We start from the raw sequence: 23239 nt of genomic DNA on the forward strand, positions 1-23239 counted from the left end.
GCTCGGCGGGCGTCAACCGCCTGGCGTCGCCAGACGGAATCCGATCGGCTGGCGCAGCGGCCCTTCCTTGCCCAAGGATGCCTGGATCGTTTCATATTCTCTTTCCATCTCCGGCGTGACGGATGCGCGGCTTTCGGTCAGAGCCGCTTCGAATTCGTCGACCCCGACCGTGTCGCGGGACCGTCGCAGCGCCATAAGTCCCGCCCTGCGCACGACGTCCTGCAGATCCGCACCCGTAAAGCGATCAGTTCGATCCGCGACGTCGTCCAGGTCGACATCCTTTTCAAGCGGCATCGCGGCGGTCTGTATGCCCAGGATCTGACGCCGTGCGTCGCGGTCGGGGACAGGAACGAAAATCAGTTCGTCGAAACGTCCGGGGCGAAGCAGCGCGGGGTCTATCAGGTTGGGGCGGTTCGTCGCGCCGATGACGACCACGCCCTGCAGTTCTTCCAGACCGTCAAGCTCTGACAGGATGGTGTTGACGACACGCTCAGTCACTGCCGGTTCGCCAAGACCGCCGCCACGCGCCGGCACAAGGCTGTCGATTTCGTCGATGAAGATGACCGTCGGCGCCACCTGCCGCGCACGACGGAAAAGCCGCGCGACCTGCTGTTCGGATTCTCCATACCACTTGGACAGCAGGTCCGACGACTTGGTGGCGACGAAGTTGGCCTCGGCCTCGCGAGCGACGGCCTTGGCCAGCATCGTCTTGCCTGTGCCGGGTGGGCCATAAAGCAGGAAGCCTTTCGCGGGGCGGATGCCCAGGCGCCGGAACGCGTCCGGATCGCGCAGCGGCAGTTCGATGCTTTCCTGCATCCGCTCTCGCACCTGGGCCAGTCCTCCGACATCCTTCCAGGTAACGTCCGGCACCTGGATCATGATTTCGCGCATCGCCGAAGGCTGCACGCGTTTCAGCGCGCCGTCGAAGTCCGCGCGGATCACCTGAAGGTTTTCAAGCTTCTCTGCCGGTATGCCAGTTTCAAGGTCGATGTCGGGCAGGATGCGGCGCACGGCGTCCATCGCGGCTTCGCGGCTCAGCGCCGCAAGGTCCGCGCCGACGAAACCGTATGTCACCCGCGCCAAGCCCTCCAGGTCCACGTCCTTCGCCACGGGCATCCCGCGCGTATGGATGCCGAGGATTTCGCGCCGCCCGTCCTGATCGGGAACGCCTATGATGATTTCGCGGTCGAAGCGGCCAGGACGCCGAAGCGCTTCATCCACGGCGTCGACACGGTTCGTCGCACCGATCACCACCACGTTCTGGCGCGGCTCCAGCCCGTCCATAACGGTCAGAAGCTGGGCGACAAGTCGCCGTTCCGCCTCTCCGCCAACCTGCTCGCGCTTGGGCGCGATCGAGTCGATTTCGTCGATGAAGATGATCGCGGGCGACTGGTCCTTCGCCTGGTTGAAAACCTGGCGCAGACGTTCCTCGGATTCGCCGTAGGCCTTGCCCAGGATTTCGGGCCCATTGATCAGGAAGAAGCTCGCGTCGGCCTCGCTTGCCACCACGCGGGCCAAAAGCGTCTTGCCCGTGCCTGGCGGACCGTGCAGCAGCACCCCTTTCGGGGGATCGATGCCAAGGCGCTGGAAAAGCTCGGGGTGCCGCAGCGGCAGTTCGACCATTTCACGTATCTGATCGATGGTATCGCCAAGTCCCCCGATATCGTCATAGGTGATGTCGGGTCGGCGTGCCTCGGCGGGTTCCTCGTAAGCGGGGCGCAGCACGACCTCGGTCTCGGGCGTCATGCGGACGATGCCGCGCGGCGAGGTGGAAATGACAAGCAGACGGATTTCCTGCAATCCGTAGGCGGGAATGTTGAGCATCTCCCTCAGCTGTTCCGGCAGGCCGTCGCCGTAGCCGTGCGGAACATGCACCGAGGTCGAAATGACATCACCCGCGACAAACGGACGGTGCGCGAAAGTGCGCCTCAGCGCGTCGCCAGACCCCTGAAGCCGCAGGTTCTTCTGCGCGGGGGCAAGCGTGATGTGGCGCGCGGGCAAAGTTTCGGCGCGTTCGATCTCGACCTGTTCGCCGGTCGCGGCGCCAGCATTGCCGCGCAGCAGCCCATCAAGCCGGATGACAGACAGCAGTCCCTCATCCTCGTCATAGGCAGGCATCGCGATCGCCGCGGTGCGGCGCCGGCCCGATATCGCCACCGGCTCGCCTTCGGAAATACCGATCCGTCGCATGTCCTGGCGGCTGATCCGGGCGATGCCGCGCCCGGCGTCCTCTGGCCGCATGTTCGCCACGTGAAGCCTTTGAGGGGCGTCGTTTTCCTGCGGTTCAGCCACGACGGTTCTCCTATGCGGACAAGCGGAGGCTCCGTGCAACGGGGCATCCGGCGTTGGACTGCTTAGTCGACCACGAAGGTAAGCTTCATGTTGACCCGGTATTCGGCCGCCTTGCCGTCACGCACCCGAAGCGAGATGTCCTTGACCCAGACCTGCTCGATGTTGTGCAGGGACTGCGATGCGCCACGGACGCCATTCTCGATCGCATCCGACAGGCTGGGTCCGCTGGCGGTGATTTCCGTGTGCTTGGCTATGGACATGGGTGCCTCCGATCCAGGTTTGACCTTTGGGCGCGGCGCGACCCGGCTCATCCCCGGCCTGCCGCGGCGCCTTTGCCTTACCAACACCCCGCCCGTGTGAATGTTCCTTGGACGCGCCAAGGCGGTTACACCGGAACGGTGTCGGGCGGCATGTCTTCGGGTGGATCCCGTTCCGGGTTTTGGTTCGGCTCGTCCTCCGACGGGTCGGGCTGGGGCGGTTCGCTCGGGGGAACGCCGGGGGGCGGGCGGCCGTCCGGTTCGGCTGGCTCCCCGCCGTGTGATCGCCATTCGGTCATCTTCTCACTCCTCGGTTTGATCTGACACAACCAGCCAACGGGGGCGATGTTCCGGTTTCGCGGCCCGCGGGCGCGGCCCTTGCCGAGTCGGGCATCCGCCAGCGCGGGGTCGTCGACGAAACGCCGCGTACTTGCCGCCGGGTCTGGAACACGGACAGCCCCGGCCTGTTTATGTTCTGCGACGCACGACAGAAACGGAGGACAACATGAAGACGCTCTCGACAGTTGCCGCAGCAACTTGCGGTGTGGCCATCGCCGGGTTCACGGTGACCGGGTTCGCCCACGCTCAGGCCTCGGATGGCGGCATGATCAGTACACTCGTGCCGGGCACCGCCTGCAACGCGACCTTCGCCATATCCGACAGCGACAACGACGGCACGATCACGCGGTCCGAATTCGAGACCTGGAACGACGTCGGTTTCAAGAGCCTCGACGCCGATGGCGATGGCCAGCTCAGCCGCGAGGAGTTCGTTGACTGCATGAGGATCGATACCGGCGAAGACGAGATTACGACCGAACAATCCGCGCAGTACATGGAAGCCGCTGACGTGGACGCAAGCGGAAGCGTGTCGGCCGAGGAATACATGTCGGCCGCCAACGCTGCCCATCGTCAGGCCGCCGAAGGGGTCGGCGACGGCATCATGATCCTGCGGCGGTTCATCCTTGTCCCCTCGGGTGTCAGCGATGAAGACATGGGCATGATGACCGAATCCCAGGTGGCGGCCTCGGCCGCTGGCAAGTTTCGCACCCTGGACGCGGACTCCAACAGAGAGATCACGAAGGACGAAATCGACAAGGCCGGCTGGGACAACATGAACGCATGGTTGAACCTCGACTTCGACGAGATGGATTCGGACGGGGATGGCGCGATCAGCCGGAGCGAGTACGACCACTACGCCAACCGGAGGTGGGATTCGTCCATGACGGCAGCCGAAAGCGCTGAGGGGACGGCCCAGGACGGCAGCGGCTCTGACCGCGTCCCGACGATCTACTATTACTACTTCACCCCGGCTCCGCGGCCCTGACGCCGATCGTCTGGCCGGGGCCAGGCAGCGGCGAACGCGCTGCCTGGCACTGCACAGGCCGTGACGATCCTGCCAAAGCCCCAAAAGCACAGGCCGCGGGCCCCAAGTCCGCAGCCTGTGCCGATGCCGTCTGCTGGCGTCAAAGGGCGTGCAAGACCGCGCGCCGATCAGCCCTTGGTCTCTGTCTTTTCCGCCTTGGCCGTCTTGGCTTTGGCAGCGCTCTGCCGGTCACTGGCGCTGTCGGCCTTTGCCCCTGCGGCAGCTGCGCCTGCCGCATCTTTCGCCGCGCTCTTGACGTCCTGTGCGAATTCCTGGGCGACGTGGGACAGGCGTTCCCGCTCTTCGCGCAGCGCGTCGGCGGCGGCAGCCATCAGCCGATCGCTTTCCGCACCGAATGCCCTGTCCTCGGTCCGCGTCCGCGGCAGTGCCGCGGCAAAGGCGGCCCCGAGGGCCAGCGCGATCGCACCGGCGACCAGGGGGTGTTCTTCGATCAGATGTCCTGCCTCGCGGCCACCCGCGCGGGCGCTCCGCCCGGCGCGCAGACTGGCGGCATAGGCCTTCTGGCGCGCCTGGACCACCCGGTCCCGCGCGGCCGCGGACAGATCCTCCAGGCCATCGCGGAGGCTATCGGCCAGATCGGCCGTGAAGTCGGACAGGATGCGGCCACGCTCGGCCAGATAGTCGCGCTGGTCCTCGGCGAACCCCTTCGCCTTGCGTTCGGCCTCATCAAGCGCGTCCGATGCACGCTGGCGCAGCTCGTCGATGCGCGAGGACCAGCGATGGTCCCCGGATGACGCATAGGGATCGTAGCCCCGCGACAGATGGCCCCGTGGGGACGCGCCGCCGGCCGAATGCTGACCTGCGGATCCTTCTTCCCCCGCTTCCGAATTCTTCCGCCCGCCGAAGATCAGCCAGGCGACCCCCGCGCACGTCAGCGCAACCGCCATCGGGTTGGCGCGGATCGCGGAATCGATGGAACTCGCATAGGTGTTGGCATTGCTTCGGATCATGCCCAAAGCCTCGCGCGCCAGGTGTTCCACCGACACCCTGTCCTGCAATTCGTTAAGCGTGGAAGCGAGCGAAGCACGGTCGCGTTCAAGTTCGGCTTCGCGGTCACGAACATCAGTCTGATGAGCCATTGTCAAAAATCTCCTTTATCCTGTCCGCATCGCGACGGACGTTTTCAACCGTCTTGTCCGGGGCAAGGTGGGAGGGTTGGAGCTTCCTGATCCCCAACACCGCGAATATCAGCGCCACCGCGCACAGCAGCGCGGCCACGGCGGCGGCGGCCCACATCGGGGTCAGGCCAAGCTCAACCAGTGCCGTGACAAGTGCGGCCGACAGAACGTTCAGCGCCGAAAGGGCGATGACCACGGCAGCCACGACAAGAGCAATGCCCCTGCCCGCTTCCCGGACGCTTTGCCCGACCTCGGCCCGGGCCAGCGCCACCTCGCCGCGCAGGATGCGCGTGATCTGCTGCAAGAGATCCTTCAGCACGTCGCCGGTTGAGCGTTGGTCCGTCATCACGGCGTCTTCCCCCCGGATGCCTCTTGCTTGTCGGGATGGCCCGCAACCAGGACCGCCGGGTCATCGGGTTGGTCCTTGCCTTCCGGCCCGCGCCGAACATTCGGGCGGGAGTCACGCCCACCGGATCCGGTCACAGGGACGCCTGCCTGACCGCTTGCCTGCGCGAAGCGCGCAAGCGCAAAACCTGCGACCGCGGCCCCGGCGACAAACACGCCGGGGTGCTGGCGCGCAAAGGACTCGGCCCTGGATAGAAGGGAACTCAGGCTCTGGTCGCGAAGATCCTCCGAGGCCTCGCCCACTCCATCCGCCACGACCCCAAGAAGCCGTGACCTGAGTGTGCCGTCCCCCGCGGCTTCGTGCCGCAACTTCGAGGCAAGCGCTTCGCCCTGGTCCGCGAGCGCATCCTTGCCGGACTCGGCGCGGTCCTTCGAGACACGTTTCAACGCCTGCCCGGCGTCCTGCGCAATCTCCTCTGTCTGCTTCCGGGCCGCCTTCATCGCCTCGGCGCCCTTTTCCCTGGCCGCTTCGGCCATTTCAGCCGAGGTCTGCCTGATTTCCCTGGTTGTCATCGTCTCGGGCCTCCGTGCTTTGCCGGGTTGCCGCGCGGGATGGTGCGGCGCCTCCGCTTTCAGGATGACTAACCCGCGGAACGGCCACGGGTTCCCGTCAGGCGGGCTCATCGGCAGAATCCTCTTCGGAGCGGATCCGTTCCAACTGGGCGTTGAACACCGCACCTATCAGGACGACATAGGCGGAAAGATAGAACCACATGAACAGGGCGACAGCGGCGCCAAGCGAACCATAGACCTTGTTGTAGTTTCCGTAGTTCCCCAGGTAGATAGAAAACCCCACCGACACGACCAGCCAGACAAGCCCGGCGATCACCGCGCCCGGCGTAAGCCATGCGGGACGATCGCCCCGTCGGTTGGGCGAATATCGATAGACCAGCGCAAAGGCGAAGATGACCACGCACAGCGCGACCGCCCAGCGCAGGATCGAGATCGCGAATTCCGTGATCGGCCCCAGATTGACGAAGGCAAGCACGACGGGGGCGACCGCGATCACGGTTGCCGCCAGAAGCACCGGCCCACAAAGCGCAAGCGCAAGTCCGGTCGCAGACAGCAGGCGCCTGAAAAGACTGGGCCGATTTGCGATCCCGTAGGCCGCGTTTATGCCCCGGTTCAGCGATGCGACACCCGACAGCGTCGACCAGGTGGCGAACCCGATGGTCAGCAAGGTGGCAAGGCCGAATGCGCTGCTGGTTTTGGACCGGATCAGGGTGTTCACCTGCGCGACGAAAATCTGATGGACGGTATCCGGCATCATCGCCTTGCCGGAGTCGAGCAGGGCATGGATCGTCGACGGATCGGCCAGGAAGCTCCAGAAGAACACGACCAGGCCAAGCGCCGGGAAGAGTGCCATAACCGCAAAGAACCCGACGCCCGCGGAAATGAGCGACAGGTTCAGATCGTCCATGCGGCCCCAGACCGCGCGGGCAGCGGCAAGCATTTGGTCCTTGCGGGGCATCGCGCCGTCAGGTTCGGCGCGCCGCCGAACTGGGACCGGCGATCAGCCAGATGATGAAACCGATCAAGGGCAGTATGATGACGAGAAGCGCCCAAAGCACCTTGCGCCCCGTGGAAGCGGAAGATCCGAGGATGGAAACAAGTGCCCACACGTCAAGCACCAGAAGGATGAAGGCGCCTAGGCCCGAAAGTTCAAGCATGGTCATCTCCTTGGCTGTCTGAGAAGACCAACCCCGACATTCGGAACAAGTTCCCGCGCGCCAGCAATCGGCTGCGTCGGTCGGCGCCAAGGCACGGAGGTCCGTGCGCTACACAAGTACCAAGGGAACCCGCCGCTCAGGCGCGCCTTTGCCGTTTCTGCTCCGCTACGTAGTCCTCGATCGCAACCTCGGCCTCGTCGATCAGGGCGCCCTCAGTCGCGACGGCCATCAGGAACCCGTCTATCGCTTCGCATAGCGGGTCGCCCTCAACCTTCATCAGGCGGGCGAGCAGAATATCAAGGGACTTGAGCGCGTGGCGACGCTTCTTGAAGACCTTGCGGGCGTGTTTCACATCTTCTTCCAGCTCGTCGACCGAAAGAAGCGGAGGTGCCTTCTCGTAGTTCTTGAACGCTTGCGTCGTGCCTGCAGCCGCGCTCTTGTCGTATTTGACCGGCTTCTTGTCTCCGCTCTTCTCCATGTCCGCCCGGGCGGCGGCGAGCCAGCGAAGCCATTCCGATGAGGCCAGCCGGGGACGAACCCCAAGGTTCTGGTCCGGCGGCTGGCCATCGCGTTTCTGGACGCAGATCGCTTTCTTCCGGTCGGCCTCCCTGGCTTCGCCGCCGGCCAGCGCCGCGACGGACATCAGGTACTTGAAGAACGGCTTGTGGTCCTTGATGGACCGCCCCCATTCGCGCAGACCGCTTTCAATCTTCAGAAATACCTGGGCCTGCTCATCGAAGTCGATGATGTTGTCGGCTCCCAGATCATCGTCGGAAAGCTGGCGGGAGGGATGCGTCATCAGCGCGGGCAACTGGTCCAGAGCCTTGTCAAGCGCATCGGGCAACTCGTTGGTCATCAGGCATTCTTCGCGCGCCCGCCTGTAGGCCAAACGGATGGTCCCCGCGACCAGTTCAACCGCGGGCGGGTTCTGGGTGGCGAAGGTTTCGCGCGCGGCATCCGCGACCTCCTCGATCGGGCTCACGTATTCCTCGATCGCCGTCTGGCTCAGATCGCTTGCGAACTGCCTGAACACCGTGTCGATCTGCGCGCTGTGCAGGTTCTTCGGCGCGCACTGGCTGAGCGCGGCGGACAGGCTGCGCGCAAGGGCGATGAATTCGACGATCTTTTCGCGCTGCTTCTGGTTCTTCTTGGCGTCGCCATCGAAGTTGTTCGTCAGCTCTATGATCTTCGGATATTCGAAATGGCAGCTGACGATCAGCTTCCGCGCGGCCTTCACGCGGTCGTCCAACTGAACGCCATTGAGGGAAGCGATCTTGCAGGCCTCGTCAAACCTTGCGGGATCGAGCGACGGCAGAATGCGGTAGGCCGGCGCCCTGAGATCGGCACCCGAGTTCTCCATGAGGTTCAGCAGTTCGGTCCGATGCTCGGCCGCAAGGTTCCGCATCTCTTGAAGATATTCGGCGAACCCGACCGGGGATTGCCCATCCGGTCGCGGCGAAATCCATTCGGGATCGACGCTGCCGAACAGGTGGAATAGCGCGTCCAGCGCGTTCAGCGCATCCTGAAGGGCCTTTTCGAACTTTGCCCGGCGCTTGGCGGCAGATTTTTCACCTTGGTTCTCTTCCGCCGGGGCGGTGGGGCCGGTCAGCATGATTTCGGCCATCGCCCGGTCAAGATTTCCGAACTCCTTGGCGATGCCGGTCTTTCTTTCGCGGACGCCTGACGCATAGGCGGCCTTCTTGGTCTCCTCCCAGTTCTGCAAGGTGAACTCGGCGACGAACTCGGCGACGACCACGCGATCGTCCGTCCGGTTCTGACGCGTCAGGATATCGCCAGCGGTCTCGACGCCCGCCATGAACTTGGAGCCGGCGCTTTTGACCTTGCCCACGCCGATGCCGACCATACCAGCTTCATCGGGGCTGCGGTCATCCTTTTTGGCCGCCCAGAGCATCGCCTTGCGAAGGATGTATACGTTATTCTTTTCAATATCTTCCGCGGTGAAGTGCATGTCGTTCAGTATCCGCATGGCGATGGCGTCGCCTTCCTTGGCCGCCAAGGCCAGATACATCGCGGAATAGAAGCTGGATTCCTTCATCACCGATTTCTTGGCCTCGGAGTCGCCTGCCGCCGCGCGCTGCAAGAGTTCGATGCAGCGCGTCTCTTCGGCCTTGTTGGTCTTGAAGTTCTTGTATTCGGCACGCGTGACCAGCGTGACCCCCACGGCTTCCATCCCGCCGCCGACGCCCATTCCGGCCAGGCCGGCGATCGCGGTTCCGGGTTCTCCGGTTCCGGCAACCACGGTGCTGCCGCCGCGCAGGATCTGCCCCGCGGCGGCGATCTTGTTAGCCTTTTCAAGCCGCTCCGCGTGTTTCTTGTTCTGTGTCAGGGCGGCGCGCATCGCCTCGGCCGACTGGTTCACCGGATTGGTGCGATCGACGTCGCGCTGCGTCGTCATCACCATCAGTTCCTTTTCGGCGGCCTCCAACCGCTCCAGCGCGTATTCGAAAGCCTTGATCAGCTTCAGGACGCCCTTCACCATGGTCAGGAACCCGGACAAAGCCGGGTGAACCGCAAACACCTTGACGGTCGAGACCACGGCGTCAGCCATCTTGCGGCCCTCGCGCAGATGCTGCGCCATCTTGATGCGTCCGCTTCGCGCACGTTCAAGTTCCAGCAGAACCTCGGGATTGTTGCGATCCAGTCCGTCCGCCAAAGCGGCCTTGCGCCCCGTGCGCTCGACGCCGATCGTGGTGGCGCATATTCCGGCGTGCAGTTCGGTTCCGGCAATGACCCAGGCGCTGAACTTGCTGTCCTGAACATCGAACCATTCGTCGTCCGCGGGCTGGTCGCCCGATCCCGCCCCATCCAGAAGCGTGCCTTCCTCGACCAGCTGCTGGAAGGTGCTGTTGTCCAACGTCGCCGTAAGGACGGTGTCGATGACATCGGTGACCGTCAACGCAATCTTGCCGATGCCCTGCTTGAAGCGCGTGGCCGATTCAGCCCGGCTTTCCGCGGATTCACCCAGGATCGCCTTGCGCGCAATTGCGTAGGGCCGAAGTTCCTCGACAACCTCGTCGGGGCGGAAGGCTTCGGGCACGGTGTCCCAAAGCGCCGCGATGTCTGCCAGGTTGCCGCCGTTGGCCTTGATGACCGCTGTCGCCGCGATCACCTTGTCCATCTGTTCCTTGGCGGCCACAAGCTCTGGCTTCGGATTGCCGTTTTCGTCGGTGGCATCGAAGGCATGGGCGTCCAGGTAGACGTCAAAATCTTCGTCTTCGCTCAGTGCGGTGAATGCCGCCGTGATCTGTTCGGCGTCATCAAGAACCTTGTCCCGCGCAGCAGCGCTCATGGCATCGTCAAGGTCTATCTTCACCCGCTGAAGATCATCGTAAAGGTCGGCGATCTGATCGGCATCCGTTTCCGGATCAAGCCCCTTGATCTGCTCGGCGATGCGTCGCGCGTCCTGCGCAAGCGGATGATTTGCGCGCTCGGTCTGCGCCTGGCGAAGCGCCGCGACTTGCGCTTCGTACCGGGCGCGGGCGGCTTCCTGAGACGGTTGGTCGATGTGCTCCTGAAGGGCGAAGGTCTGGGCGAAAAGCTCGAAGTCTTCATCCGGCGGGGCAAGCGCGGTCAGGACGGCGTCGGCAAGCTCCATCCCCCTTTCGGCAACGGGCGGAAGCGCGGCATCCAGGTCGACCTGGTTGCGCATCGCCGCCTGATCCTGCGCACGCGCGGATTCGCGCGCGCGCAATTCCTCGGGCAGCAGGTTGTTCAGCAGGGCCCGGCACGCCATCATGGCTTCCGCCGCCTTCCAGTAGTCGCGCACCTGAAGGCCCAGCTTGTCCAGCTTAAGCGTCTTCCGCAGCGCCTCCGCCTCTTTCCACTTCGCGACGATGCCGGATCTATCCGCCTGCTTGCGGGTTTCCTTGTGCTTGAAGACCAGCTTGACCGCCTTGTCGGTCAGCCCGCGCTCCCTGTCAAAGTCCTGCCTGGCCGTCGCCTCAAGCCCGGCGGCGATCTCCACCGCCTTGCCATGCAAGCCGCCCAGAAGCGCGACGGCATCGTGCAGCGCGTCGTCGTGCAGGTCCGCCGCCTCTGCGGCGATCGTGTCAAGCGGCTTCAGCATCGCCGTGTTGCAGCGCGGCAACTCAAGCAGCGCGTCCTTGAGCGGCGCGAGCTGTCTCAGAAGCTCATCGTACTTTGCCTCGGCCAGCCGCTTGTCCGCCGAGGCGTCCGGATCACCGGCCTGCGCACCCTCGGTGCGCCAGTCTTCGGGCAGCAGACGGTCCATCATCGCGCGGCACTTCTTCATCCCTTCCGACGCGCCGGCATAGTCGCGGATCTGCAGCCCATCGCTGTCGATCAGCAGCTTTTCCGCCTGCGCTTCGGCAAGCTTCCACTGCGCCACGATCTGCTGGGTGTCCGCCTTCTTGCGTGTGTCTCCGTGCTTGTGGACGACCTTGATCGTATCATCAGCAGCCTTGCGTTCGCGCTTGTAGATCTCCTTCCAGGCACCCTCGAGCCGGTTTGCGATGTTGCTTGCGACCTTTTGCGCGGCCTCCAGCACCTTTACCGCTTCGGCCACATCGCCCGCCTGATGCAGCCCCGCCGCCCGCTCTGACAGCGTATCAAGCGGAAGTAGGGTGGCATCGCGGCAGCCCGGCACGCCTTCGAGCGTATTTCGCAAGGCGGCAACCCGAGCGGTGGCGGACTGGTAGCGAGGGTCGAGGTCGCCGCCTGCCGCGTCACGACGTTCGCGCAGGGCCTTGAGGCTCAGGACACGCTTTGCCTTGGTCTTCCAGGAGCGGACATTGGGATCCTCGCCCGCGTGCTGCGCAACTTCCACCATCCTTGTGCCCCTTTCATCAGACGCCTTGTATCAGGCCGCCGACAGGCGCTTTTCCATTTCGTCCAGCGCCCCCGTCATGGTCGCGGTGATCGGAACGTTTACCCCGAACGGGTTTTCTTCGCATATCTCGATGAATGGATTGCCGCTTAGCGCGGCGCGGTATCTTTGCAGAGCGGCTAGGGACTTCGCCAGCGAGGCAGCCGCAGGCGCGCCGCCTTCCAGTTCCATGATGCCCGACAGCAACTCGGTCTGCGCGCCGTCTGAGATGCCCGGCAAGCCTGCGGACGCAAGGTCGCGAATGGCGCCGGCGATTTCGCCCAGCTCCGGGTCGGACTCCTTGGCCAGGCGCGCCACGAGCCGTTCGATGCCCGCATCCACGCTGTCCTTGGCCTCGACCCAGATCTTGCGGCTTTCGGAGGCAGCTTTCATCAGAGCAGGATGGCCGCCCTCCGCCGGGTTGTCCCTGCCCCGCGAAGCCGACGGCGCGTTGGGTCCCACCAGGTAGGCTTCTGCAAATCGTCTTTGCTGCGCGGTCAGTCCCAACGCCTCCCCCCAAGCCCCGGTCCGCCGCGGGCACCGGGATGAAACTCCTGCAAAAAGCTGATCTTTTGACTGTAAGGTGACCGCTCAAATTCAGTCAAGCGATCCTGCCATCGGCGCAGGCGAGATCTCTGGCCTGCGCCGATGATGAGGGTCAGTTCGCCGCGGTGGCGTCCATGCCAAGCAAAGGCGTGATCCGGCGGACAGTGACGCGGCGGTTGGCGCGTTCATCGGTACTGACCGGCACTTTCAGATACTGTTCGCCATACCCCTGCACCACCAGATTTTCGGACGGGATGTCGTAGTATTCGTTCAGCGCAAGGGCAAGCGACTCTGCCCTGCGGTCCGAAAGCGTAAGGTTGGACACGGCGCTGCCCACGGCATCCGTATGGCCTTCGATCAGGAAGACCTCCCACGGGCGCCGGTCGATGATCGACTTCATCGCGCTGCCCAGACGGTCAAGCTTGCGTGCCTCCGAGGGCCGGATCGCGGCAGAGTTCGTATCGAAGGTGATCGCATCGAGGTCGACCACAGGCACGAGTTCGCGCACCGCCCGAATGTTCCTGATCTGGCTGAGCGAGAAGGTCCGCCCGACGTCTGCGACCATGCCCGCCGACAACGCCTCTTCCAGCGACACGTCGGCATCCCGGTAATCGAGGCTGGAGGACCGGCGAAGCGGCAGATTCTGCACCTCGACCGGCTGGAAATTGCGCGTGTCGTCGAACAGTACGATTTCCTGACCGGAAGGCAGAATGCGCGTCCGGCGAAGGACATAGCCCTTGGGGTCCCGAACCGTGCGCACGACCGAACCATCAGACTTCGTGTATTCGGAAACGGTCGAGCCGTCCCCATAGGTCCGCGTCACGACTTCGTAACCCGGCCGGCGAAGCAACGCGTCGTCGTCCCTCAGGACGTAAAGGGAACCGTCATCTCGCTGCAGAACAACCCGGTCGCCGGTGTTCTGGACGACCCGGTTATTGTTGATCAGCGCGCCCACGACGGCGGCCCCGACACCGGCGATCAGCACCTTTTCCAGTGTCGACAGGCCACCGTCGTCATCATCGGCCGCAGCGAACTCCTCTTGGCTCGAACGGGCGGTTTCTTCCGTCACCGTCGTAACCTCGGTCTCTGCCTCGGCCGCGGCTTCGGCGCCAGCATCCGCATCGTCAGCCGCTGCCGCCGCTGCCACAGCCGACTCGTCGCCGTTCATCTCTTCCGCGGCGGCGGCTTCGGCGGCGGCGGCCTCTTCGGTAAGGCCGGCGTCCTCGGACAGGACTGTTTCGGGCTCCTCTATATCCAGCATTTCGCCGGTTTCACCGGCGGCTTCCACTGGCGCGGCACCTTCCGTATCGGCCTCCTCCGCCATTGTCTCGTCCGTGGCGGGCTCCTGCTGTTCCTCGGTCGCCACGGCAGCGTCCGGCTCTTCCGTCGCCGCGTCAGGCTGCGGCTCTTGTGTTGCGACGGCCGGTTCCTCAGCGGTTTCGGTATCCGCACCGGCTTCGGAGTCCGCCGCAGCTTCGGCTTCGGCTTCAGCTTCACCCTCGGACGCGGCCTCTGGCGTTGCCGCCTGAGACTCGGCGGGCATTTCCTCAGCCTCGGGCGCGGCGCCCTCAGCAGCGCCTTCCGCCTCGGCCGACTCAGGCTCCGTCATCGGCTCGCTCTCTTCGGCGGTGGCCTCGGGTGCGGCTTCTCCTGCCTCATCGCTTTCGGCCTGCTCGGCCGGAGCTTCCTGCTCGGCCTGCTCGGCCGGAGCTTCCTGCTCGGCCTGCTCGGCCTGCTCAGCCGGAGCCTCCTCGGGGCTTTCTTCGCCCGCCTCTGCCTGCTCAGGCGTTTCTGCCGCGGGATCCGGAGTTTGTTCGGGCGCCGGACAGCCCGGATCGACCGACGGATCGCAATCCGGGTCGGCGGCCTGTGACCAGCCGGAAACCGGCATCGACATACACAAGATGAGTGATAAGGCGACGCTGTTCTTCAAGGACTTGCGCATTTCGGATCTCCCAAGTAGCCAATGTGGTGCCTCTGGAAATGTCATGCCGGCCGGCATTGTTCCCTTGGCCGTGGAATAAACATCTCATTTTCATACAACTTTCCTGCCACGACGGCAAAGCAGCCGCCCAGCGGGGCCATCAGGTATGGCAAACGCCCGCTCAACCATGCGGCGCGCGTTACTCAGGGCGCGTCGACTTCCAGCACGTAATCACCCTCGGCGATGCTGTTGCGGATGGCATGCACGATCTCTTGGCGAAGCGACGGGTCGCCGGGACTGAAAAGGCCGGTCTGACGCAGCGCGCGACGCACGTTCACGTCGCGGCCCAGAAACTCCAGCGCGACGCGCGACGCGCCGGGCTTGCGCCCGCGGCGTGTCGGACCACCGGTCTGGATGCCCATCAGCACATCCAGTCGCTGCTGGTAGCTGGGATATAGCGTCATCTGCGTGATCGAATGCATCTGCAGCGTTTCGTATTCCATCACGTAGATGCGGTCCGACAGCTGAAAGGCCGTGCCTTCGTATTTGTTCACGCCGCCACGCCGGCCCGAGACCGGATCCCTCAGAAGTTCGATGTTCTTCCAATAGGCATGTCCGTGCTCGATCGTGATGGCAGCGAGGGATCGTATGATCTGCCCCTTGTTGCCGAAGGAAAAGAAGTAGCGGAAGTAGAAGCCTGCGTACTTGTCCATCGGATTGCTGCGCGCATAGAGCCTGTCCAGGTGGCGCAGCGGCCCCTCCAGCGCGGTGGCGTCAAGCGGTTGGTCGCGCAGCGCGATCAGCGCATCGAACCGGGACGCGGGCAGCAGGATCTCGGATTCGCTTACGCCGAAGAAGCCGCAAAGCCTCCGCATGTTGTGGCGCGACGGGTGTGCCTGTCCGGCAAGATACTTGTTGAACTGCTGGCGATTGATGCCGATGCGCCGGCACACTTCGGCGATCGAGCGATGGCGCGCGCACAGGCTGGAAAGATTCACGGCAAACTCGGACATGGCCTATCGCACCCTGACGCTCTGAAAGTGTCAAGTCGCGAAACAACGCGAAATGGCTTTGAAGCGACATTTGCGCGACGATGCTGTGAAAGAACACCATCCGACAGCGAGGAACAGATGACTGTGCAATCAGACTATCCCCACGCGATCGAAGAGATCCTCCACACCGAGATCCCGATGCCCGACGGGTGTCGTCTTGGCGCGAGGATATGGCGACCGAAGGATGCGGCAAGGAACCCCGTGCCGGCGATCCTGGAATACCTGCCCTATCGCAAGAACGACTTTACTGCCGCACGGGACGCGACGATGCAGCCCTATCTTGCCGGGCATGGCTATGCCGTGGTGCGGCTGGACCTGCGCGGCGCGGGCGACAGCGAAGGAGTGATGGCCGACGAATACCTGCCGCAGGAACAGCAGGACGGCTACGATGCGATCGAATGGATCGCGCGCCAGCCATGGTGCGATGGCAACGTCGGCATGATCGGGATTTCCTGGGGCGGTTTCAACGGATTGCAGGTTGCCGCACTTCAACCGCCTTCGCTCAAGACGATCATAACCCTCTGCTCGACCGACGACCGCTATGCAGACGACGTGCATTACATGGGCGGCTGCGTTCTGAGCGAACAGATGACCTGGGCGGCGGTCATGTTCGCCCGCAACACGCTTGCCCCCGACCCGGCCAATGTGGGTGACCGCTGGCGCGACATGTGGCACGAGCGGCTGGAAGGCAGCGGCCTCTGGGTGAAGAACTGGTTCGAACACCAGACGCGCGACGACTTCTGGAAGCAGGGCTCGGTCTGCGAGGACTGGTCCAGGATCAAGATCCCTGTCTACGCCGTGTCGGGCTGGGCCGACGGCTATTGCCGCGCCGTGTTCCGGCTGATGGAGCACCTGCAGGGCCCGAAGAAGGGTCTCGTTGGCCCCTGGGCGCATCGGTATCCGCACATCGGCCAGCCCGATCCCGCGATGCACTTCCTCAAGGAAGAATTGCGCTGGTGGGACCATTGGCTCAAGGGCCGCGACACCGGCATCATGGACGAACCGCCGCTGCGGCTTTACATCCAGGACAGCGTGCCACCCGCCGGCTGGTACGCCGAACGGCCCGGCCGATGGGTGGCAGAGCCGTCCTGGCCCTCGCCCAACATCCATCGAACGCCCTTCCATCTGGGCGCGGACGGATCCCTGGGGCGTGAAAAGTCAATGAAAGCAGGCCCCCTTGCGCACAGCTCGCCCCTTTGGGTGGGGATGGGCTCGGGCAAATGGTGCGGCTACTCCAACCCCGGCGACGCACCGGTCGACCAGCGCCGCGACGATGCCGGAAGCCTGTGCTTCGACACCGCGCCACTTCAGGCGCCGATGGAATTCGCAGGCGACGCCAACGTTCACCTGCGGGTGTCGGTCGACCGGCCGGTGGCGCAGCTGGCCGCGCGGACCTGCGATGTCGATCCCGAAGGACGCTCGACCAGGGTCAGCTTCGGCGTCCTCAACCTGACGCATCGCGACAGCGACGAATTCCCCGAGCCGCTGGAGCCGGGAAAGGTCTACGACGTCGTCATCCCAATGAAGCATGTGGCCCAGCAGATCCCCGAGGGGCACCGGCTGAGGCTGGCCATTTCGACCAGCTATTTCCCGATGATCTGGCCTGCGCCGGAAAAGGTGACGGTGACGGTTCACCCCGAGGGCAGTCATCTGGAGCTTCCACTGCGCGCGCCCTCTCCGCTGGACGACACCCTGGACCCCTACGAGCCCGCCGTAACTGCGCCGCCGCTGGCGCGCGAGGTGATCGCAGAGGGCGAAAACCACGTCCGGATCGAAGAAGACGCGGCTACTGGCGCGCACACCATGACCATCGCAAGCGGGGCGGGCAAGGTGCGCATCCTGGGCAACGACATAACGATGGAGGAACAAGGATATGAGCGCCACTCCGTCAGCGCCGAGGATCCCGACAGCGCCCGCGGGACATCGGAATGCGTCATCGGCCTGTCCCGAGGCGACTGGCATACCCGGTCCGAGACCTGGACCGAACTGACGGTCGATCGCGACGCCTTCATGATCCGCGCGAAAATGATCGTTTGGGAGGGCGACACCGTCGTGGCCAAGCGGGAGTGGGACGAAAAAATCCCGCGCCAGCTGGTCTGACTTCGCGATGTGACGCTTTTGAAGCGCAGTATCGCGAAAGCTTGCGAACTGGATTGAACGGTCAAGCTGTGTCTTAATGATTCTATCAAAACCAAGATCCGCAGGGAGGATCAGATGAAGAGACTGACCACAACACGCCGCCACTTCCTGGCCACGACCGGCGCCCTTGGCGCGGTCGGACTTGTCGGGGGGGTGCCTTCCATGCTGCGCGCGCAGGAAGGAAAGGTTCTGCGCATCCGCCTTGATGGCGACAACAACGTGCTGGATCCCGGCTACATGGTCGGCGGCACCGAGGTCGAAGCACAGCTGCAATGCCTGCCGTTCTTGGCGGAATACGTTCGCGAAGGCGACACGTTCACCTGGCGTCCCAGCCAGTACGTGACGAAGCTGGAACAGCGCGATCCGACGCATATCGATTTCGAACTGGTCGACGGTCTGGCCTGGTCGAACGGCTACGGCACGCTCAAGGCATCGGACGTGGCCTATTCCTACAACCGCATGAAGACCAGCGACTGGTCGGGCTACTTCGACGCGCTTGAGACGGTCGAGGTGACGGGCGACCTGACCGGCACGATTGTCCTGAACCAGGCATTCGCGCCCTTCATCATGGTCACGCTTTGCCACGGTCCGGGCGCGATCGTCTGTGAAAAGGCGGTGGAGGATGCCGGCGGGCGGTTCACCACGGACTTCCCCGCGATCTGCGGCCCCTACACCTATTCGGCGACACCGGGCCAGCGCGTCGTGTTCGAACGCAACCCGGAATGGACCGGCCCCCTGCCCGATTTCGACCGGATCGAAGGCAATGTCATCACCGAGGTGAAGGCATCGGAACTCGCCTACGAGGCGGGGGAACTGGACTGCACGGAACTGGGCGCCGACACCATGGCACGCTACCAGGGGGCGATGCCGGACAATACCGCCATCACCACGGCAGGGCAGCTTCAGTACATGTGGCTCGGCATGAACACCGAGCATGAGAAGCTGAAGGATATCAAGGTTCGCCAGGCGATCCAGCATGCCGTCGATGTCGACTCGATTCTGGCCGGCGCGTATTCGAACACGACCGCGAAGTCCCATGGCATCATCTGTCCGGGCCTGCTGGGCCACCGCACCGAAAGCTCCTACAGCTACGATCCGGCCAAGGCCAAGGCGCTGCTGGACGAGGCGGGTGCCTCCGGGCTGGAACTGACGCTGCGCACGCTCAACAACCAGGAACGGATGCTGGCCGCGCAGATCATCCAGGCGAACCTTGCCGCGATCGGCATCACCGTCACCGTGCTGCCCGTCGACAGCGGTCCGTTCTGGGAAATGGGGATCGAGGAAAAGGGCGACACCTGGAAGGAGCTTGAGCTTTGGCTCATGCGCTACGGCACCGTGCCCGATCCCTACGAGGCGACGCAGTGGTTCGTCTCGGACCAGGTTGGCATCTGGAACTGGGAACGCTGGACCGACGAAGAGTTCGACAGGCTCTACAAGGAAGGCATCGCGGAAACCGACGGTGCGAAACGTGCCGACATCTATCTGCGCATGCAGCAGATCATGGAGGACACGGGCGCCTACGTGTGGATCAACCACGAGCCCGAAGCCTATGCCCATCGCGCCGACATCACGATCAACGCGGCGCCCTCGGGCGAATTGAACTACCGGCGCTTCAATCTGGCATGATCGCAACAAGACCCCGCGCGCGAAATGCGCGCGGGCACACTGACGGAGTGCCCGCCAAATGACAGCCTATCTTTTCAAACGATTAGGACTGTCGATGGCGGTCGTCCTTGCCGTTGTCGTGGTGCTTTTTTCGCTTCTGCACATGATCCCGGGCGATCCGGCGACCATCGCGCTTGGTCCTCGCGCGACACCCGAAGCGATCGCGCGCTACGCCGCGAAGATGCATTTGGACCAGCCGGTGTGGAAGCAGCTCGTGATCTACGTCGGCAACGCGGTGACGGGCGACCTGGGCGTCGATGTCTTTTCCGAACGTCCCGTGACAACGATGATCCTGGAACGTCTTGGCTTTTCCATGTCGCTGGTTTTCGCGGGAATGGGTTGGGCCGCCGTGCTTGGCATTCCGCTGGGCTGCCTTGCGGCGGTGAAGCCCAATACTTGGCTCGACTGGATCACCGGCGTGATATCCGTGGCGACCATCGCGGTGCCGTCCTTCCTGGTGTCGATCTGGGCCCTTCTGATCTTCGCGGTCGGCTTGCGATGGCTGCCCGCAATCGGCGCGGGCGAGCCGGGTGATCTGGGCGACCAGTTCTTGCACCTGATCATGCCCGCCTTCGCCGTCGGCCTGGGTTGGGTCGGATATCTTGCCCGCATGGTGCGCGCCTCGATGCTTGAGGTGATGGGCGAACCCTACATCCGGTCCGCGCGCGCCTTCGGGCTGAAGCCCAACAAGGTGATTTTCGGCTACGCGCTGCGGGTTGCCATCCTGCCCACGATCACGCTGATCGGCATGGGCTTCGGCGGGCTGATCTCGGCCACGGTCTTTGCCGAGATCATCTTCGCCCGCCCGGGGATCGGCAAGCTGATCTTCGACTCGGTGATGGCCCGGAACTTCCCCGTGGTGCAGGGCGCCGTCCTTGTGGCGACCGCGCTGTACATCCTTGTCGTCCTGATTTCCGACATCCTCATAGCAATGCTGGATCCCCGTGTCCGTGACTCGCTCTGACTCCGAAACCGGCCTTCCGGCCGTAGACGCATCCCGCCTGCCAGATCACCTGGAGGCCGGCGACATGCGCGAATCCGCCGCGCGAGAGCGCCGTGAGAAGCTGAAGCTTTTCCTGACGAACTGGCAGGGGGTGTTCGGCCTTATCCTTGTCCTGCTGTTCTTTGCCAGCGCGATCTTCGCGCCCTGGATCGCGCCCTACGATCCGAATGCGATCGACATTCCCGCGCGGCTCTCGAAACCGAGCGCGATCCACCTTGCGGGCACGGACCAGCTTGGCCGAGATACGTTTTCCCGCATCCTCTACGGCGGCAGGGTGGCGCTCAAGATCGCGGCGATCGGGGTGTCGGTCTCGCTTGTCGTGGGGCTTTTGCTGGGAATGATCGCGGGCTTCGGCCCGCGGTGGCTGGACAACCTGCTGCTGCTTGTATTCGACACCGTGCGCGCGTTTCCCACCGTCATCCTTGCGCTTGCCACCGTCGCGCTGACCGGACCCAGCCTTGCCGTCGTGCTTGCGATCGTCATCGTCACCTCGATCCCGAGCTATGCCCGCATCGCCCGCACCGCGGCGCTTTCACTGCGCAACACGGACTTCATCATGGCCGAACGCTCATTGGGCGCTGGCCTTGGCCGGATCCTCTGGCACCACGTCACGCCTAACGTGATGGGCCCGCTTCTGATCCTCGGGGCGATGGACGTGCCGGTGATCGTCACGGTGGAAGCCGGCCTCAGCTTTCTTGGCCTTGGCGTGCTTCCACCCACCGCAAGCTGGGGAACGATCCTGAACGAAGGCTACCTGGTCATCCGCGACACGCCCTGGATGGTGATCGCGGGGGGCATTCCGCTGATCCTGACCACGCTTGGGTTCACCTTTCTGGGAGAGGCGCTGCGCGACGTGTTCGATCCACGCATGGGAAGGGGGCGGTGATGGACACGCTGCTGGACATCCGCAACCTGTCGCTTGATTTCCGCACCACGCGGGGCCGCGTCAAGGCGCTGCGCGACATCAGCTTTCCGGTCCGCAAGGGCCGCATCATCGGCATCGTCGGCGAAAGCGGCTCGGGCAAGAGCACGATCCTGTGGTCGATCATGGGGCTGCTTGCCGGGAATGCCGAGGTCACTGGCGGCGAGATCCTGTTCGAAGACCGCAACATGCTGACGCTGAGCGAATCCTCGCGCCGCGCGGCGCGGGGCGAGGAGATTTCGGTGGTCTTCCAGGATCCGATGACGTCGCAGATCCCGGTCCTGACCTATGCGCGCCAGATGTTCGACATCCTCTATCGGCGCCCGAACCTCAGCCGCGCCCAGAAGCGCGAAGCTGCGATCGACATGATGCGCCGCGTCGGCATTCCCGATCCGGAAGCGCGGGTCGATCAGTATCCCCACCAGTTTTCGGGGGGCATGCGTCAGCGTGCTGGCATCGCGATGGCGCTGCTCACCGGCCCGAAACTGCTTCTGGCGGACGAGCCGACCACGGCGCTCGACGTCACGATGGAAGCGCAGATCATCCATCTTCTGCAGGGACTTCAGAGCGAGTTCGGCGCGACGATCGTGGTGGTGTCGCACAACCTGGGCCTGATCGCCGAACTGTGCGACGACGTCGTGGTCATGTACGCCGGCGAAGTCATCGAGGCGGGTGAAGTACACGACATCTTCCACCACGCGCGTCACCCCTACACGCGCGCATTGCTGGAATGCGATCCCGCGCGCGTGGAAAAGGTCACCAGGCGCCTGCCGGTCATCCCGGGCGACATCCCGGATCTGACGCGCCCGCGCAAGGGTTGCATCTATTCGCCCAGATGCCAGCGCGCCATGCCCACCTGCCATGACGTCGACCCGCCAACCGCTGCGACCGCGCCCGGGCAGTTTGCGCGGTGCCATCTGCTGGAAGGGCCGCACGCGGACCCGACATGGCCGCCCCCAGCCAGCGTCCTGACCGTCGGCCGCGGCACCGAGGATCTGCCGCCCCGCCCTGACCCGGCGGGCACTCCGCTGCTTGACGTGCGCGATCTCAACGTGCGGTTTCGCACGATGGGGCCGATCCGCGCCCGGCTGCGCGGCATCGATGATCCGTTCGTCGACGCGGTGCTGGATGTCAGCCTGTCGGTTCGCCCGGGCGAGACCGTCGGCCTTGTCGGCGAAAGCGGATCCGGCAAGACGACGCTTGGCCGAACCATTCTCAACCTTCTCAGGTCCGAAGCCGGCACCGCCACCTTCGAGGGACAGGACATCCGCAACATGCCCGAGAGCCGGTTCAAGCCGCTCAGACGCGACATGGCGATGATGTTCCAGGATCCGGTCGGATCGCTCAGCCCGCGCAAATCGGTGCGCGCGCTGATCACCGAGCCGCTTCTGATCCATGGCATCACCGGGCGCGACCTTGACGTCGAGGCAGAGCGGCTGGCCGACATGGTGCGCCTGCCCAAACCCTTCCTGACCCGGTATCCGCACGAGCTTTCGGGCGGCCAGGCGCGCCGCGTGGGCGTCGCGCGCGCGCTCGCGCTCAATCCCAAACTGATCATCGCCGATGAGCCGACGGCCGGGCTGGATGTGTCGGTCCAGGGGGAAATCCTGAACCTGATGGCCGAACTGCAGGCCGAACACGGTTTGAGCTACCTGATCATCACCCACAACCTGCCGGTCATCCGCCACATCGCCGACCGGCTTGCCATCATGTACCTTGGCCGCATCGTCGAACAGGGCCCTACCGGCGCCATCTTCGCAAACCCTCTGCATCCCTACACCCAGGCGCTTGTCGAGGGCGTGCCCAAGCCCGACCCGGATCGCCGGCGCAAGCACGTGTCCATCTCGGGCGAGGTTCCAAGCCTTCTCAGGCGTCCGCCCGGCTGCGATTTCGCGACGCGCTGCCCCTATGTGCAGGACCGGTGCCGTGTCGAAAAACCACCCCACTTCGACGCGCCGGCCGGGCGCCAGCACGCCTGCCTGTTTCCGCTGACCCACAACTGACACGAACGGAGCG

Annotated in this window: 17 protein-coding genes; 6 read left to right on the top strand and 11 right to left on the bottom strand. The window is 64.3% G+C overall.

Annotated features, from left to right (window positions below):
* Positions 1-12: 12 nt before the first annotated feature.
* Together OEW28_RS09480 and OEW28_RS09485 are read right to left on the bottom strand one after the other, a co-directional pair.
* Positions 13-2292 carry a CDC48 family AAA ATPase gene (locus tag OEW28_RS09480; RefSeq protein ID WP_263734521.1) on the bottom strand — a complete coding sequence of 760 codons (2280 nt, stop codon included), beginning with the start codon at positions 2290-2292 and terminating at the stop codon, positions 13-15.
* Positions 2293-2354: 62 nt separating this feature from the next.
* Positions 2355-2552, bottom strand: a complete 198-nt coding sequence (locus OEW28_RS09485) for a dodecin family protein (RefSeq protein ID WP_263734522.1) — start codon at positions 2550-2552, stop codon at positions 2355-2357.
* Positions 2553-3054: 502 nt separating this feature from the next.
* Here OEW28_RS09485 and OEW28_RS09490 point away from each other — a divergent pair.
* Positions 3055-3873, top strand: coding sequence for an EF-hand domain-containing protein (locus OEW28_RS09490; protein ID WP_263734523.1), 819 nt, complete (start codon positions 3055-3057; stop codon positions 3871-3873).
* 167 nt (positions 3874-4040) lie between these two features.
* On the opposite strand, the gene OEW28_RS09495 is transcribed toward OEW28_RS09490, so the two are convergent.
* From OEW28_RS09495 to OEW28_RS09535, 9 genes are all read right to left on the bottom strand, one after another.
* Positions 4041-5012: a DUF3618 domain-containing protein gene (locus tag OEW28_RS09495; RefSeq protein ID WP_263734524.1), complete on the bottom strand. Its 972-nt coding sequence runs from the start codon at positions 5010-5012 to the stop codon at positions 4041-4043.
* The gene (locus OEW28_RS09500; protein ID WP_263734525.1) at positions 4996-5397 is read right to left on the bottom strand and encodes a phage holin family protein; all 402 of its coding nucleotides are present in this window, start codon (positions 5395-5397) and stop codon (positions 4996-4998) included. The genes OEW28_RS09495 and OEW28_RS09500 overlap by 17 nt, the downstream gene beginning before the upstream one ends.
* Complete coding sequence (locus tag OEW28_RS09505) at positions 5397-5969, bottom strand: hypothetical protein (RefSeq protein ID WP_263734526.1); 573 nt, start codon at positions 5967-5969, stop codon at positions 5397-5399. Before OEW28_RS09505 ends, OEW28_RS09500 begins: the two co-directional genes overlap by 1 nt.
* Before the next feature lie 97 nt (positions 5970-6066).
* The gene (locus tag OEW28_RS09510; protein ID WP_263734527.1) at positions 6067-6927 is read right to left on the bottom strand and encodes a YihY/virulence factor BrkB family protein; all 861 of its coding nucleotides are present in this window, start codon (positions 6925-6927) and stop codon (positions 6067-6069) included.
* 7 nt (positions 6928-6934) lie between these two features.
* On the bottom strand, positions 6935-7126 hold the full coding sequence (locus OEW28_RS09515) for a PLD nuclease N-terminal domain-containing protein (RefSeq protein ID WP_263734528.1): 192 nt from the start codon (positions 7124-7126) through the stop codon (positions 6935-6937).
* A gap of 136 nt (positions 7127-7262) precedes the next feature.
* On the bottom strand, positions 7263-11936 hold the full coding sequence (locus tag OEW28_RS09520) for a hypothetical protein (protein WP_263734529.1): 4674 nt from the start codon (positions 11934-11936) through the stop codon (positions 7263-7265).
* A 30-nt stretch (positions 11937-11966) separates the two neighbouring features.
* Positions 11967-12365: a hypothetical protein gene (locus tag OEW28_RS09525; RefSeq protein ID WP_263734530.1), complete on the bottom strand. Its 399-nt coding sequence runs from the start codon at positions 12363-12365 to the stop codon at positions 11967-11969.
* Between the two features lie 265 nt (positions 12366-12630).
* Positions 12631-14415, bottom strand: a complete 1785-nt coding sequence (locus OEW28_RS09530; RefSeq protein WP_263734531.1) for an OmpA family protein — start codon at positions 14413-14415, stop codon at positions 12631-12633.
* Positions 14416-14645: 230 nt separating this feature from the next.
* A complete protein-coding gene (locus OEW28_RS09535; RefSeq protein ID WP_263734532.1) occupies positions 14646-15455 on the bottom strand; it encodes a helix-turn-helix domain-containing protein in 810 nt (269 codons plus the stop codon).
* Positions 15456-15572: 117 nt separating this feature from the next.
* On the opposite strand from OEW28_RS09535, the gene OEW28_RS09540 reads away from it, so the two are divergent.
* The 5 genes from OEW28_RS09540 (at position 15573) to OEW28_RS09560 (ending at position 23226) form a co-directional block, all read left to right on the top strand.
* Complete coding sequence (locus OEW28_RS09540; RefSeq protein WP_263734533.1) at positions 15573-17594, top strand: CocE/NonD family hydrolase; 2022 nt, start codon at positions 15573-15575, stop codon at positions 17592-17594.
* 114 nt (positions 17595-17708) lie between these two features.
* Positions 17709-19259, top strand: coding sequence for an ABC transporter substrate-binding protein (locus OEW28_RS09545; RefSeq protein WP_263734534.1), 1551 nt, complete (start codon positions 17709-17711; stop codon positions 19257-19259).
* Between the two features lie 58 nt (positions 19260-19317).
* A complete protein-coding gene (locus tag OEW28_RS09550; RefSeq protein ID WP_263734535.1) occupies positions 19318-20262 on the top strand; it encodes an ABC transporter permease in 945 nt (314 codons plus the stop codon).
* Positions 20263-20326: 64 nt separating this feature from the next.
* Entirely contained in the window at positions 20327-21187 is an 861-nt protein-coding gene (locus OEW28_RS09555; protein WP_263734536.1) for an ABC transporter permease, read from the top strand.
* The gene (locus tag OEW28_RS09560) at positions 21187-23226 is read left to right on the top strand and encodes a dipeptide ABC transporter ATP-binding protein (protein WP_263734537.1); all 2040 of its coding nucleotides are present in this window, start codon (positions 21187-21189) and stop codon (positions 23224-23226) included. The genes OEW28_RS09555 and OEW28_RS09560 overlap by 1 nt, the downstream gene beginning before the upstream one ends.
* Positions 23227-23239: the final 13 nt, after the last annotated feature.

This window comes from Albidovulum marisflavi (genome assembly GCF_025751435.1).
In the GTDB taxonomy this organism is placed as follows: Bacteria; Pseudomonadota; Alphaproteobacteria; order Rhodobacterales; family Rhodobacteraceae; genus Albidovulum; species Albidovulum marisflavi.